Here is a 13169-nt window from a genome sequence, read left to right as displayed (position 1 = left end):
CGGACGCAAAAGGCCTGGTCGGGGTGGGTGGAAAGGTGGCATGGAAACCTCAACCGGGCGGCCGGGCGGCGGGCAGGCACGGCTCGGGCGCGGGGGCGCCGGCCACCAGCAAGGTGACGGGTGCACTGGAGAACTGACGGTTCGTCATGGCTGATCAGCGGGCACCGGAGCCCTTGTCCTTCCCGTGGGCCGGCCAGGATCGCGCCGGGGTTACTGGGTGGCGAGCCCGCCGCAGACGTTCAGCGCCTGGGCGGTGATGCTGGCCGCGGTGGGGCTGGTGAGGTAGCCGGCCAGCGAGGCGACCTCCTCGGGCGTGGTGTAGCGGCCGAGCGGGATGTGTGTCTGGAAGTGCTGGTGGATGGTCTCGGGGGTGGTGTTGTAGGCGGTCGCGTACTCGTGGTGGATCCTCGCGGTGTGCGGGGTCTGGACGTACCCCGGGCAGATGGCGTTGACGGTGGTGCCGGTCGGGGCCAGTTCCTTGGCCAGCGCCCGGGTGAAGCCGATCACGGCGTGCTTGCTCGCGGTGTACGGGGCGCCCAGGGTGACGGCCTGCTTCCCGGCGGTGGAGGCGATGTTGATGATCCGCGGGTGGGCGGTGCTGGTGATGTGGCCCTGGCGGAGGGTCTCCCGGGTGACGAGGAAGACCGCGTTCAGGTTGGTGTCGATGACGTCGTACCAGAGGTCGTCGGTGGTGGTCGCGGTCGGGCCGCCGCCGGTGCGTCCGGCGTTGTTGACCAGGACGGTGATCGGGCCGTGCTCGGCCACGGCGTGCCGGATCAGGTCGCCGACCTGGGCCGGGTCGCGGACGTCGCAGGTGGCGCCGTCGGCCTGGTGGCCCTCGTCGCGCAGGGTGGCGAGGGCCTGGTCGATGTCCTTGGCGGTGCGGGCGCAGATGAAGACGCGGTGGCCGCGGCTGCCGAGCTCGCGGGCGATGGCGAGGCCGATGCCGCGGGTACCGCCGGTGATCAGGGCGAGGGGTTTCTCGGGTGCGGTGGTCATGACGCGTCCTGTGGGTGAGGGCTGGGAGAGGTCTGCGGGGACGGCCGTCCGGACGGGGCTCAGGCCGAGTACAGGTTGTAGGTGGTCGGGTGGGCCGTGGTGGGCGTGTTGAGCGTGGGGTCCAGGGTGAGGATCGCGTGCTGGAGGTGCTGGAGGTGCGGGGAGGGCTGGATGCCGAGCTCGGTGGTCAGCCGGTGCCGCAGGTGGTGGTAGGTGGTCAGGGCGCTGGTCTGCCGGCCGGCCCGGTAGAGCGCGACCATGGCCTGGGCGTGCAGCCCCTCGTGGTGCGGGTGCTGGTGGGTCAGGTGGGTGAGCTCGGGGATCAGTTCGTTGTGCCGCCCGAGCCGCAGGTCGGTGTCGATGCGGCGCTCCAGGGTGATCAGCCGGCTCTCCTCCAGACGCATGATCTCGATGGTGAGGATCGGCCCGGGCCGGACGTCGACCAGGGCCGGGCCGTGCCAGAGCGCGAGGGCCTGGCGGAAGTGGGTGGCGGCCTGGTGGTCCTGGCCGTGGTTGAAGGCGTGCTGGCCCTGGGTGGTCAGCACGTTGTAGGTGTGGACGTCCAGGTTGTCCGGGTGGGTGCTGAGCTGGTAGCCGCCGTGCCGGGTGGTGAGGATGTCCTTGGCGGTGGTGTGCGGGGTCGGCCCGAGGGCCTGGTTGATCCGGCGGCGCAGTTGCAGGATGTACGTCTGCATCGTGGTGAGCGCCTGTCTGGGCGGGTCGTCGCCCCAGATCTCCTCGATCAGGGTGGCCGTGGGCAGGATCCGGTTCGGGTAGAGCGCGAGGAGGGCGAGGATCTGGCGCTGCTTGGCGGCCGAGGGGACGACGGAGATGCCGTTGAGGTCGGCGGTGAGGGGGCCGAGGACCCTGAGGTGCATGGCGGTTCTCCTCTCGTACGTGGGACGGGGGCGCGTGCTTGCGGGGCTGGGTGGAGGTGGCGGTGCGCCGCGGGGACGGCGGTCGTGCGGGTGGGAAAAAGTGTTCGAATCGGGGGGATGGTGGGGTGGATGCGTCGCACCCTAGTTCCGCCGGAAGGAGGGGGCCGGATTCCTCAAGTGCCTGTCGAGCGGGGTTCCGGGCGCTCTGGTGAGGGCTTCCGGGCAGACGGGGGCGACGGGGCGCCCCTTGCGTGGGAAGGGGCCCGCCCGCCGTGCGCGCGGCCGGGAGCGCCGAGCGAAAGCCGCCGGGAGCCGCTGGGGAGCCGCCGGGGCTACTTCTTCCGCAGGTCGCCGGTGAAGCCGCCGACCAGCAGGTGCAGGCTGCCGTCCGGATTGCGGGTGTACACCTGGTCGTACGGGACGGCGGCGCAGCCGCTGAGCGCGCTCATCGGGGCGGTGCGCAGGACCACCCGGTCGGCGGTGGCCTGGACGAGGTCGGCGACCGCGTCGCAGTAGGGCGTGCCGGGCCCCTCGTTGTTGTGGATCTGTGCGACCGGGTCGTTGATCCGGCCCTGGGCGATGGTGATCGCGAAGTCGGCCTTGACGTAGGTCTGTTGGCTGCCCAGGACACCCTGCCAGGAGCCGAGGAAGGCGGCCGGGACCTCGCCGGCCGGCGTCGGGGCGGCGGAGACGGGGGCGAGCGGGGAGGCGGCGGAGGCCGGGGAGGAGGAGGGGGAGGCGCCGTCGGGGTGGGTGCCGCCGGTGCCGTCGTCGCGCAGGGCCAGGAACACCGAGGTGCCCGCCACGGCGACCGCCAGCGCGGAGGCGATCAGCAGCACCCCGGTGCCGGGTCGGCGGCGGGCCGGCCCCGGCGGCTGGGGGTACGGGGGCCCGTAGGACGGGGGCCCCGCCGAGGAGTACGGCGAGGGGGAGGGCGGGGTGGGCGTGCCGGGGGTGGGCGCGCCGGGGGCCCGCGGTCCGGTGGGCCACGGCTGCGCGGGGCCGAACTGCCCGGTGGGCGCGGCGACTCGGGCCGGGGAGTCGCCGTCCAGGTCCAGCAGCTCGACGGCGAGCGAGGCCAGCGCGGCGGCGATCGCGGGCGGCAGCCAGTCCCGCCGGTCCAGCCGCCCGCCCGCCGCGGGGTCGGCGGCCGTCAGCCGTTCGAGCAGCTGCTCCGGGGTGGGGCGGCGGGCCGGGTCCTTGGCCAGGCAGTCCGCCACCAGGGCGTGCAACTCCCGGTCGGTTATGTCGAGTTCGGGCTCCTCGTGGAGCACCCGGTAGATCAGCACGGCCGCGCTCACCCCCGAGCCGAACGGAGCGGCACCGGTGGCGGCGTGGGCGAGCACGGCGCCCAGCGAGAAGACGTCCGAGGCGGGCCCGGCGCCCCGGCCCTCGGCCTGTTCCGGGGAGAGGTAGCCGGGGGAGCCGACCACGAAGCCGGACCGCGTCAGCGCGGTCGCCGCGTCCAGCGCCCGGGTGATCCCGAAGTCGATCAGGCGCGGCCCGTCCAGGGCCAGCAGCACGTTCGAGGGCTTGACGTCCCGGTGCACCAGGCCCTGGGCGTGCACGGCCCGCAGCGCCTCGGCGAGCCCGACCCCGAGCGAGCGGACGGCGGCGACGGGCAGCGGCCCGAAGTCCCGTACAGCGGTGCCCAAGGAGGGCCCGGCGACGTACCCGGTGGCCACCCAGGGCTGGGCGCCCTCGGTGTCCGCGTCCAGCACCGGGGCCGTCCACCGGCCGCCGACCCGCCGGGCGGCGGCCACCTCGTTGCGGAACCGCACCCGGAACTCCCGGTCCGCGGCGTACTGTTCGTGCACCAGCTTGACCGCCACGGTGCGGCCGCCCGCCGTCCGGCCCAGGTAGACCCGGCCCATCCCGCCCGCACCGAGTCTCCGCAGCAGGCGGTACTCGCCCACCTGCCGAGGATCCCCGTCCCCCAGCGCCTCCACGCCGACTCTCCCCTCGCGCACCCGCCCGTACTCCACGCCAGACGGTACCGCCGGGACGGCCGGTTCCGGTTCGGGCCGCTGGTGTGGATCGGGTGACGGACGGGTGCGCGGCGGCGCGGCGGCGTGGGTCGGCGGGAGGCCTGCGGGCCGGCTCAGCTCCGGGAGATCCCGGCCTGGGTGTGGCCGGCGGCGGTGCCGCCCTCGGGCGGGACGCTCCCCTTCGCTCCGGCCCCGTTCGCTCCGGCGGCGCTCGTACCGGCGGCGCTCGTACCGGCGGCGCTCGTACCGGCGGCGCTCGTACCGGCGGCGCTCGTACCGGCGCCGTTCGCGCCGTGCCCGTTCCGTTCGGCCGCCGGCGCACCCGGCAGGTGCGCCTGCTGGTCCGGCGGGTAGAACTGCCGGGCCCAGTGCCGCATCGCGCCGATCGGCCCGTCGCCCTGGGCGAGCCGGGGCGGGGACACGTACCGCTTGGTGGACCAGATCGGGAAGTCCGCCGAGGTGAACTCGAGGTTGCGCTTGAACATCAGGCCCGCCGTGAGCCGGGTGACCGCCCGGCTGACCATCCGGGCGGCGGCCGGCGGCAGCCCGGACGGGGCCGACATGACGAAGCGGCCCGCCTGGCGCAGCTGCATCCGGCCCGGTTCGACCTGGGTGGCCATGACCAGCGAGCAGATCTCCAGGCCGAGCGAGGGCGTGTGCACGTCGGTGTGCAGCGCGGTGAGGCCGTACCCGTCCACCTCGACGTGGACCTCGCGCATTCCGAGCAGCGGGAAGGTCTCCCGGACCAGCATCGAGATGTGGAAGCCGGTGCCGTCGAACTCCACCGGCGCCGCCAGCTCGCCCTGCGGCCAGCCGTGCAGGGTGATGAAGTGGCCCAGGTCGAAGGAGTTCTCCATGACGTCCTGGGCGTGGCCGGGCATCTCGAAGGAGGCGTACCGCAGCGGCTGCCGCCCGTCGCCGATCCGGTGCCAGGCGGGGATCTCCCAGTCCGGCTCCCGGCCGTCGTGGTGGCGCCAGACGAAGACCGCCTCGTTCACCTCGCGCACCGGCAACTGCGTCAGCGCCGCCTTCGGCGACTGGGTGCCGTACCCGGTGCGCACGCAGCGGCCCTCGGCGTCGAAGGCGAAGCGGTGGAAGGGGCAGACCAGCTCGTTGCCCTCGACGGAGGCGAGGCCGAGGTGGGCGCCCAGGTGGGGGCAGTACGGGCGGATCGCGCGGAGGCGGCCGTTGCGCAGCCGGTACAGCACGACGTCCTCGCCCGCGAGCCGGCGGGTGAGGACGGTGCCGGGCTTGAGCTCGGCGGAGAAGGCGAGTGCGGACCAGCCGTCGGGATAGGGGAGCGCCGGTGGCAGGGCGACGTCGGCCGCGCTCGGGCGGCTGCTGACGGGGTGGACGTGCTTGGACACGCGCATGAAGTCTCCTGTCGGACTGCCCGGCGCCGCCCCTCCCAGGCGATTAGCGCTCGAACAGAATGGAATTCAGATGCTATCCATGGATCGGGAGCACGTGCACGGACAATCTCCCTAATTCCTAAGAACTCCGATGATTCATTAGATATGAATTAACTGCGCTGCGACGGGCCGTTGTCCGCTCGCCCGGCCCGGTGTCGCAGGGGTGTTCGGGTGCGTCGCAGGGGCTCCGGCGTCCGGGGCCGCCCCGTCACCGAATGCCCTCCCGGTCCCTTCGGGCCGCAATTCGAACGGCGAAATCCGTCAGGCGGTCGAGGAGGGGTCGAGAGGTGCTGGAAAGGGCTTTCGAGCGGAGGTGGCGTGTGTTGTGGTGGGTGGCGGGGGCACCCTGGCCACGGGCGGGCTCGAAGGCCGTGGGCGGGCGGAGTACCGCCGGCCGGCGACGCGTCGGAGGCGTAGACGCTCGCGCATGGAACTGAGAGCGACGGCCATGGATCGTTCGGCCAGGGGGGATTTGAATGGTGCCACGACGACGAACCGATCGGGCGCAACCGGCGCCTCCGGCGATCGGTCGTCGGTGATTCCTCCGACTCATGGAATGAGGGTGTTCGTGATGGCTGGTGTGGTGGATCTGGCGGTCGAGTCCGGTGTCGTGCTGGTGGTCGGCGGGACGGGGAAGACGGGCCGCCGGGTGGCGGATCGTCTGTCGGCCCGGGGCTACGAGGTGCGGGTGGGTTCGCGCTCGGGTGCGGTGCCGTTCGACTGGCATGACGAGGGGACGTGGGCGGGGGCGTTGGAGGGTGTGAGTGCGGCGTACCTGACGTACTACCCGGATCTGGCGTTCCCGGGTGCGGTGGAGGCGGTGGGGGCGTTCTCGCGGTTGGCGGCGGAGCGCGGGGTGGGGCGTCTGGTGCTGTTGTCGGGGCGTGGTGAGGAGGCCGCGGAGGCGGGGGAGAAGGCGGTGATGGAGTCGGGGGCCGCGTGGACGGTGGTGCGGTGCGCGTGGTTCAACCAGAACTTCAGTGAGTCGTTCTTCCTGGAGCCGGTGCTGGCGGGGGAGTTGGCGCTGCCGGTGGGTGGTGCGGTGGAGCCGTTCGTGGACGCGGAGGACATCGCGGACGTGGCGGTGGCGGCGTTGACGGAGGCGGGGCACGCGGGGGAGGTGTACGAGCTGACGGGGCCGAGGTTGCTGTCGTTCGCGGACGTGGCGGGGGAGTTGTCGGCGGCGGTGGGGCGTGAGGTGCGGTTCGAGGCGGTGTCGCAGGAGGCGTACCGGGCGGTGCTGGTGGAGGCGGGGCTGCCGGAGGACTTCGCGGAGCTGTTCTCGGTGATCCTGGACGGGCGCAACGCGTCGCTGGGTGACGGGGTGCGGCGTGCGCTGGGCCGTGAGCCGCGGGACTTCGCCGACTACGCCCGTGAGGCCGCCGCCTCCGGGGTGTGGAACGCGTGAGCCGACCCGTCCGGGCGGCTCGAACCACCCGCCTGCGGGCGGGCGTTCGCCCACGGGCGGGCGTTGACTGAGAATCCGAACGGACTCTGGAGGTCTGGTCATGACGGACGGCACGACGGTCTGGTCGACGGAGCAGGGGCTCCGCGCCCTGCCCGAGCAGCTCAAGGGCTTCGGCCTGATGCACGTCGCGATGCGCCGGGACGCGGCACGGCTGACCGCCGCGGCCCGGCGCGGCGCGACGGGCTCCTCCGCGGCGCTCGCGGAGTGGTTCGGGCGGCTGCGCTCGGTGATCGACTGGCACCACCACAGCGAGGACGAGATCCTCTGGCCGTACCTGCGTGGCCGGGTGGCGGGCTTCGACGGCAGTGGGGTCCTGGAGGAGGACCACGAGGCGCTGGACGCCTCGATGCGGCGGGTCGCCGGGGTGCTCGGCTCCGGGTTGCGCGCCGAACTCCCGGAGGCGGCCGAGGCGTTCGAGAGCCTGGTGCGCGAGCACCTGCGGCACGAGGAGCCGGTGGTCTTCCCGGCGCTGGCCGGTCTGTCGGTGGACGAGTACCTGCGGGTCGAGCGCCGGATCATCGGGAGCGCGCCGACCCAGGTGATGACCTACCTCCAGCCCTGGATGTTCGACGGCGCGGACGCGGCCTCGGTCCGCGCGGTCTCGGCGACCATCCCGGCCCCGGTGCGGCTGCTCGGGCGGACCGTCCTGGACCGGCGGTACCGGCGCGGGCTGGACGCCGTGCTCTGAACCGGGACCGGCCCCTCGGCTGCCCCGGCCTGCCCGCCCGCCCGCCCGGCCCGCTCCGGCGGGCGGGCCGGCCCCGCCTCGCAAGCCGACGCAAGTGCCGTGCCGGGAGCCGGGGTTCCGGTTGTCGCGGTTCCCTTGCGCGGCTCCCCGCACGGTGGGCGGTGTCGAGTGTTCCACGTTCGCCGGCGCCGTACCCGCGGAGCCGGAAGACTGAGAGGGTCCTGAGATGCGTTCGGATCAGACCGCCGTCCCGCTGTCGTACACGGCGTCGTCGGCCATCGGGGGTGCGGGGGTGGGGAGTTCGGTGCGGGCTGTCGGGCAGAGCAAGGCGGCCGGTCCGCTGCTGACGGGTGCCACCGTCGCGATGGGCCTGATGGCGGGGCTGTTCTTCGCCTTCGACGTGTCGGTGATGCCGGGCCTCGCGGCCGGGGACGACCGCACCTACGTGACGGCGATGCAGCACATCAACAAGTCGATCGAGAACGGGCTGTTCGGCCTGGTCTTCGTCGGCGCCTTCGCGGCGACCGGCCTGGCGGCCTGGCTGCTGAACAAGGCCGGCCGACGGCAGGCGGCGCTGTGGGCGGCCGTCGCGACCGCGCTCTACGTGGTGGCGCTGATCGTCACCATGGGCGTCAACATCCCGCTCAACAACGAGCTGGCGGCGGCCGGCGACCCCTCGCAGATCCACGACTTCGCCGCCGTACGGGCCAAGTTCGCGGACAGCTGGGTGCCGGTCAACATGCTGCGCACCGCGCTGTGCACCGGCGGCCTGCTGGCGCTGACCCGCTCCCTGGTGCTGCACGGCCGCTCCGGCCGCTGAACGGCGCCCCGCAGGTACCCCGCAGGCGCCACCGCCGTGCCCGTCCGCCTCGTGCGGGCGGGCACGCGCGCGTCCGGGGAACCGTCCGCGCGCGCCCGCCGCCGGGCCGGTGCGGGGCCCGGTGCGGGGCCCGGTGCGCTGGGGCGTGCGCCGGTGCGCCGGGTCGGTGCGTTCGCCCAATTCACTTGGTGAGACACCGAGTTGGTGAACGCGTCCGATGTGGTGGAGCATAGGCCGGGCCCGGTCTGTTGCGGTGCGCTTGCGCCGCGGCCGAGGCGCCGTACGGCTGCTTGGGAGGAGGCGGTTCCGGTGGCTCCGGTGGAACGTCCGTTTCTGGTCCGGGGAAGGGCGGTGCCCCTGGCCAGATACCTGGCGGAGGAGGACATCGAGGGACTGGTGGCCTGCTCGTGCATCGGGAACGAAGTCGGCATCGATCTCGCGGACACCAGGATCCTGGTGAGCCTGGTGGACGTCGCCGACGTGGTGCGGCTCAACTTCCACATGGTCCAGGACGGCCCGGCCAAAGCCCGCTCCTGGTCGCGCCGGCTGCCGGCCGGCACCGGCCCGCGCGAGATCGCGTCCCGGATAGCGCTGGACGTGCGGGCCCTGGAGCGTGAACTGGCGCCGCTGCGCCGGCGCCCGCCCCGGCCGGCGCCGGAGGCGGGGGCGGAGCGGCACCGCCGGGACTGAGGACCGGCGGGGAGGCGGACGACCGGGCAGGCCCGGCTCCGGCGGAGGGTGCGCCGCAGCCGGGCCTGGCCCCTGTTGTTCAGAGGCCTTGCGGGGCACGGGAGTTGGATTCCGCATCCGGAGGATCGGCTCCCACTTGTCGCGCGTAGAAACGTTCTTCCGCCGTACGTCTGGCCGTTGCCCGTGACGACCGGTAGGGATCTGGTGGCGCTGCTAGAACCTCAGCGCCCGACCTTTCCCATCCGTGGTCACACCGCCGGGCCACGAGCCCGGACGGTGGTCAGGAGTCAGCCTCATGCGGAGCACCCCGAACGCCCGGACCAACCCCAGAACCCCGCGAGCGCGGCGCCGAACGTCGGCTGCGGTCTCCGCCGCGGCCGTGGTGGCGGCGCTGGTGGCGCTGCCCACCGGCGTGGCGCAGGCCGCGTCGCCCGACGTCGTGATCAGCCAGGTGTACGGCGGAGGCGGCAACTCCGGCGCGCCGTACGCCAACGACTTCGTCGAGCTGTACAACCGCGGCACCGCGCCGGTGTCCGTCACCGGCTGGACGGTGCAGTACGCCTCGGCCGCCGGCTCCAGCTGGACGAGGACCACCCTCTCCGGGACGATCGCGCCCGGCCACTACTTCCTCGTCCAGGAGGCCGCCGGGAGCGGGGCGGGTGCCGCGCTGCCGACGGCGGACGCCACCGGGACGATCGCCATGTCCGCGACCTCCGGGAAGGTCGCCCTCGTCACCAACGGCACGGCGCTGACCTGTGCTTCGGGCTGCGCGGGGCAGTCCGGGGTGAAGGACCTCGTCGGCTACGGCACCGGCGCGAGCTCCGCCGAGGGCACGCCCACCGGCAACCTGTCGAACTCCACCGCGGCCCTGCGCGCCGGCGGCGGCGCCACCGACACCGACAACAACGCGGCGGACTTCGTGATCGGCGCGCCCGTGCCGCGCAACTCCGCCTCCACCGGCGGGGGCACCCCGAACCCCGGCGGCACCCGCATCCACGACATCCAGGGCGCCGCCCGGGTCTCCCCGCTGGCCGGCAGCGCGGTCAGCGCCGTTCCCGGCGTGGTGACGGCCGTCGGCCCGAACGGCTTCTGGTACCAGGACCCGCAGCCCGACAACGACCCCGCCACCAGCGAGGGCGTCTACGTCTACACCGCGGGCGCGCCCTCGGTCGCGGTCGGGGACTCCGTCACGGTCAGTGCGACCGTCAGCCAGTACCGCCCGGGCGGCACCGGCGGCACCAACAACCTGTCGATCACCGAACTGACCGCGCCCACCGTCAGCGTGGTCGCCCACAACGCGGCGCTGCCGGCCGCGACCCTGGTCGGCCCGGGCGGGCGGATACCCCCGTCCGCGGTCATCTCCAGCGTCACCTCCGGCGACGTCGAGACCGCCGGGAACTTCCAGCCCGCCACCGACGGCCTGGACTTCTGGGAGTCGCTGGAGGGCATGCGGGTCGAGATCGACGACGCGGCCGTGGTCGGCCCGTCCAACAAGTACGGCGAACTGCCCGTCGTCCCGCAGGGCAGCGGCACCCGCACCAACCGGGGCGGCATCCTGCTGCAGGCGAACGACGGCAACCCGGAGCGGGTCGTCCTCGGAAAGGCGCTCGCGCCCACCCCGACCGCCAACGTCGGCGACACCCTGACGGGCGCCACCGTCGGCGTGCTCGACTACGCCTTCGGCAACTTCACCCTCCAGGTCACCTCGACCCCGGCGGTCACGCCCGGTACCACCGCGCCCGAGACCACCGCGACGCCGACGGCCGGCCAGCTCGCCGCCGCCACCTTCAACGTGGAGAACCTGGCGCCGTCCGACCCGCAGAGCAAGTTCGACGGCCTCGCGGCGGGCATCGTCGGCAACCTGCGCTCGCCCGACCTGGTCGCCCTGGAGGAGATCCAGGACAACAGCGGTGCCACCGACGACGGCACGGTGAGCGCGACCCAGACCCTCGCCAAGCTCACCGCGGCGATCACCGCGGCCGGCGGCCCGGCCTACTCCTACCGCGAGATCGACCCGGTGGACGGCCAGGACGGCGGGCAGCCCGGCGGCAACATCCGCCAGGTCTTCCTGTTCCGCACCGACCGCGGCCTCTCCTTCACCGACCGCGCCGGCGCCGGATCCACCACCGCCGACTCCGTGGTGAACGCCGGCGGCACGCCGCAGCTGGCCTACTCGCCCGGGCGGATCGACCCGACCAACGCGGCGTTCGCCTCCAGCCGCAAGCCGCTGGCCGGTGAGTTCCGCTGGAACGGCAAGCCGGTCTTCGTGATCGCCAACCACTTCAACTCCAAGGGCGGTGACCAGCCGCTGTTCGGCCGCTACCAGCAGCCGTCCCACCCCTCGGAGAGCCAGCGCCACAGCCAGGCGGCCGTGGTGAAGGACTTCACCGACCGGATCCTCGCCGTGGACCCGAAGGCCTCGGTGATCGTGCTCGGCGACCTCAACGACTTCGAGTTCTCCCAGACCGCCGACATCCTCACCGCGGGCGGAGCGCTCACCGACCTGCCGCGCACCCTGCCGCTGCCCGAGCGCTACACCTACGTGTACGAGGGCAACTCGCAGGTGCTGGACCACATCCTGATCTCGAGCGCGCTGGCGGCCACGGCCTACAGCTACGACATCGTGCACATCAACAGCGAGTTCAGCACCCAGCTCAGCGACCACGACCCGCAGGTGGTGCGCATCCCGCTGCCGTAGCGGGACCGGCGCGCGGCGCCGGCCTCCCCGGTGGGGCCTCTTCCCGAGGCCTCCCCGGGCGGGGCCGGCGGCCGGCTACGCGCCAGGGGTCCCGTCCGGGTGGAGGGCGTCGAGCACGAGCGCGAGCCCGAAGGCGAACTCGTCGGCGTAGTCGTAGCCGGGCTTGAGGACGTGTTCGGTGGCCAGCTCGGCGAGGTGGGGGTAGGCGTCGGCGGGCATCCCGTCCAGGATGGCGCCCGCGACCTCGGCCGACTCCGCCCCGCCCTTGAAGGGCAGGGCGACCTCCTGGAGCACGAAGCCGTACAGGTAGCTGTCGATCAGCGAGACGGCGTGCGCGGTCATCGGCACGGAGAACCCGCCGGTGCGCAGCGCGCCGAGGACGGCGTCGTGGTGGCGCAGGGTCGCCGGGCCGGGCCGGACGCGGGAGTCCATGAGGCCGATCGCCCACGGGTGGCGCAGGAGGGCGGCGCGCGCGGAGACCGCGCGCCGGTGCATGGAGCTCTTCCAGTCGGTGCCGAGGGGCGGGAGCTCGATCTCGCCGAACACCGCGTCCACCATGCCGTCGAGGATGTCCTCCCGGCCCGCCACGTGGTGGTAGAGCGACATCGCCTCGACCCCCAGCGGCTGGGCGATGGCCCGCATGGTGAGCGCGGCGGACCCCTTCTCGTCCGCCAGCTCCACCGCCGCCCGGATCACGCGCTCACGGCTCAGCGGCGTACGGGCCGGTGTCCCGCGCCGGCCCTTGCCTCCCTCGGGCATCCGGCCCCTCCTCCACGTCCATTGACTGCCTTACGGGGTAAGGCTAACGTGCCTTACAACATAAGGCTGCACTGTCCGTGAAGGGGCTGCGCCATGGGCGGGGAACACGTGGGGAAGGTCTGCGTCATCGGGGCCTCGGGGAAGCTGGGGCAGTACATGGTCGGGCACGCGCTGGAGCGCGGCTACGAGGTGGTCGGCGTCTGCCGGGAGCGCAGCGTGCCGAAGCTGGCCGCCTTCGAGGGGCGGATCACCGTCGTCCCCGGGGCGACGAACGACCCGGAGGTGATCCGCCGGGCGGTCGCCGGGTGCGACGGGGTGCTGACGGTGCTGGTGCCCTGGGGCGTGCGGCAGTACTCGTCGGGTACGGCGCAGGCGGTCCTGGACCACGCCCGGCCGGGCGCGCGCCTGGTGTTCTCCTGCGGCTGGCACATCACGCGCGACGGCAAGGACCGCTACTCGCGGCTGTTCACCCTGGGCCTGCGGATCGCCACCGCCGTCGGCAGGCTCGTGCGCGTCCTCGAGATCGACGACCAGGTGGAGGCGTGCCGAAGGGTCTTCGCCAGCGACACCCGGTGGACCGTGGTGCGCGGCAGCGACCTGGAGGAGGGCGAGAGCCAGGGCCTGCCGGTGTGGAGCCGGCACGTGGGCGACCCGGTGCTGGCGAGCAACCTGATCCGAACCGCTTCAGCGGCTTCGCCTTCGGCCTGGGCCTGGAGCGGATCCTGATGAATCGTCACAACGTCGCCGACATGCGCGACATGGTCGAGGG

The 13169-nt window shown here is 73.4% G+C and carries 10 protein-coding genes and 2 pseudogenes; 7 read left to right on the top strand and 5 right to left on the bottom strand.

What is annotated here, in order from left to right; all coding sequences use genetic code 11:
• Window positions 1-210: 210 nt before the first annotated feature.
• From AB0E96_RS29795 to AB0E96_RS29780, 4 genes are all read right to left on the bottom strand, one after another.
• Complete coding sequence (locus AB0E96_RS29795) at window positions 211-999, bottom strand: SDR family NAD(P)-dependent oxidoreductase (RefSeq protein ID WP_359828853.1); 789 nt, start codon at window positions 997-999, stop codon at window positions 211-213.
• A 59-nt stretch (window positions 1000-1058) separates the two neighbouring features.
• Window positions 1059-1877 (bottom strand): AfsR/SARP family transcriptional regulator, encoded by an 819-nt coding sequence (locus tag AB0E96_RS29790; RefSeq protein WP_359828851.1) that lies wholly within the window; start codon window positions 1875-1877, stop codon window positions 1059-1061.
• Window positions 1878-2209: 332 nt separating this feature from the next.
• Window positions 2210-3793: a serine/threonine-protein kinase gene (locus AB0E96_RS29785; RefSeq protein WP_359828849.1), complete on the bottom strand. Its 1584-nt coding sequence runs from the start codon at window positions 3791-3793 to the stop codon at window positions 2210-2212.
• 185 nt (window positions 3794-3978) lie between these two features.
• On the bottom strand, window positions 3979-5238 hold the full coding sequence (locus tag AB0E96_RS29780) for a Rieske 2Fe-2S domain-containing protein (RefSeq protein ID WP_359828847.1): 1260 nt from the start codon (window positions 5236-5238) through the stop codon (window positions 3979-3981).
• A 610-nt stretch (window positions 5239-5848) separates the two neighbouring features.
• On the opposite strand from AB0E96_RS29780, the gene AB0E96_RS29775 reads away from it, so the two are divergent.
• From AB0E96_RS29775 to AB0E96_RS29755, 5 genes are all read left to right on the top strand, one after another.
• Window positions 5849-6685 carry an NmrA family transcriptional regulator gene (locus AB0E96_RS29775; protein WP_359828846.1) on the top strand — a complete coding sequence of 279 codons (837 nt, stop codon included), beginning with the start codon at window positions 5849-5851 and terminating at the stop codon, window positions 6683-6685.
• A 100-nt stretch (window positions 6686-6785) separates the two neighbouring features.
• Complete coding sequence (locus tag AB0E96_RS29770; protein WP_359828845.1) at window positions 6786-7433, top strand: hemerythrin domain-containing protein; 648 nt, start codon at window positions 6786-6788, stop codon at window positions 7431-7433.
• A 226-nt stretch (window positions 7434-7659) separates the two neighbouring features.
• On the top strand, window positions 7660-8253 hold the full coding sequence (locus tag AB0E96_RS29765) for an anthrone oxygenase family protein (RefSeq protein ID WP_359828844.1): 594 nt from the start codon (window positions 7660-7662) through the stop codon (window positions 8251-8253).
• Between the two features lie 351 nt (window positions 8254-8604).
• Window positions 8605-8943, top strand: coding sequence for a hypothetical protein (locus AB0E96_RS29760; protein ID WP_359828843.1), 339 nt, complete (start codon window positions 8605-8607; stop codon window positions 8941-8943).
• A 295-nt stretch (window positions 8944-9238) separates the two neighbouring features.
• Window positions 9239-11641, top strand: a complete 2403-nt coding sequence (locus tag AB0E96_RS29755) for a lamin tail domain-containing protein (RefSeq protein ID WP_359828841.1) — start codon at window positions 9239-9241, stop codon at window positions 11639-11641.
• Window positions 11642-11716: 75 nt separating this feature from the next.
• Here the strand turns inward: AB0E96_RS29755 and AB0E96_RS29750 are convergent, their stop codons facing one another.
• Window positions 11717-12400 (bottom strand): TetR/AcrR family transcriptional regulator, encoded by a 684-nt coding sequence (locus tag AB0E96_RS29750; RefSeq protein ID WP_359828839.1) that lies wholly within the window; start codon window positions 12398-12400, stop codon window positions 11717-11719.
• Between the two features lie 93 nt (window positions 12401-12493).
• On the opposite strand from AB0E96_RS29750, the pseudogene AB0E96_RS29745 reads away from it, so the two are divergent.
• A pseudogene (locus AB0E96_RS29745) lies at window positions 12494-13072 on the top strand (NAD(P)H-binding protein); the annotation flags it as partial.
• Window positions 13072-13169, top strand: a pseudogene (locus tag AB0E96_RS29740) (hypothetical protein); the annotation flags it as partial. The pseudogenes AB0E96_RS29745 and AB0E96_RS29740, both read left to right, overlap by 1 nt.

Origin of the sequence: Kitasatospora sp. NPDC036755 (assembly GCF_040636595.1) — a bacterium.
GTDB lineage: Bacteria > Actinomycetota > Actinomycetes > Streptomycetales > Streptomycetaceae > Kitasatospora.
Note: the sequence above shows the minus strand (reverse complement) of the source record. Positions and strands in the feature narration are given on the sequence as shown.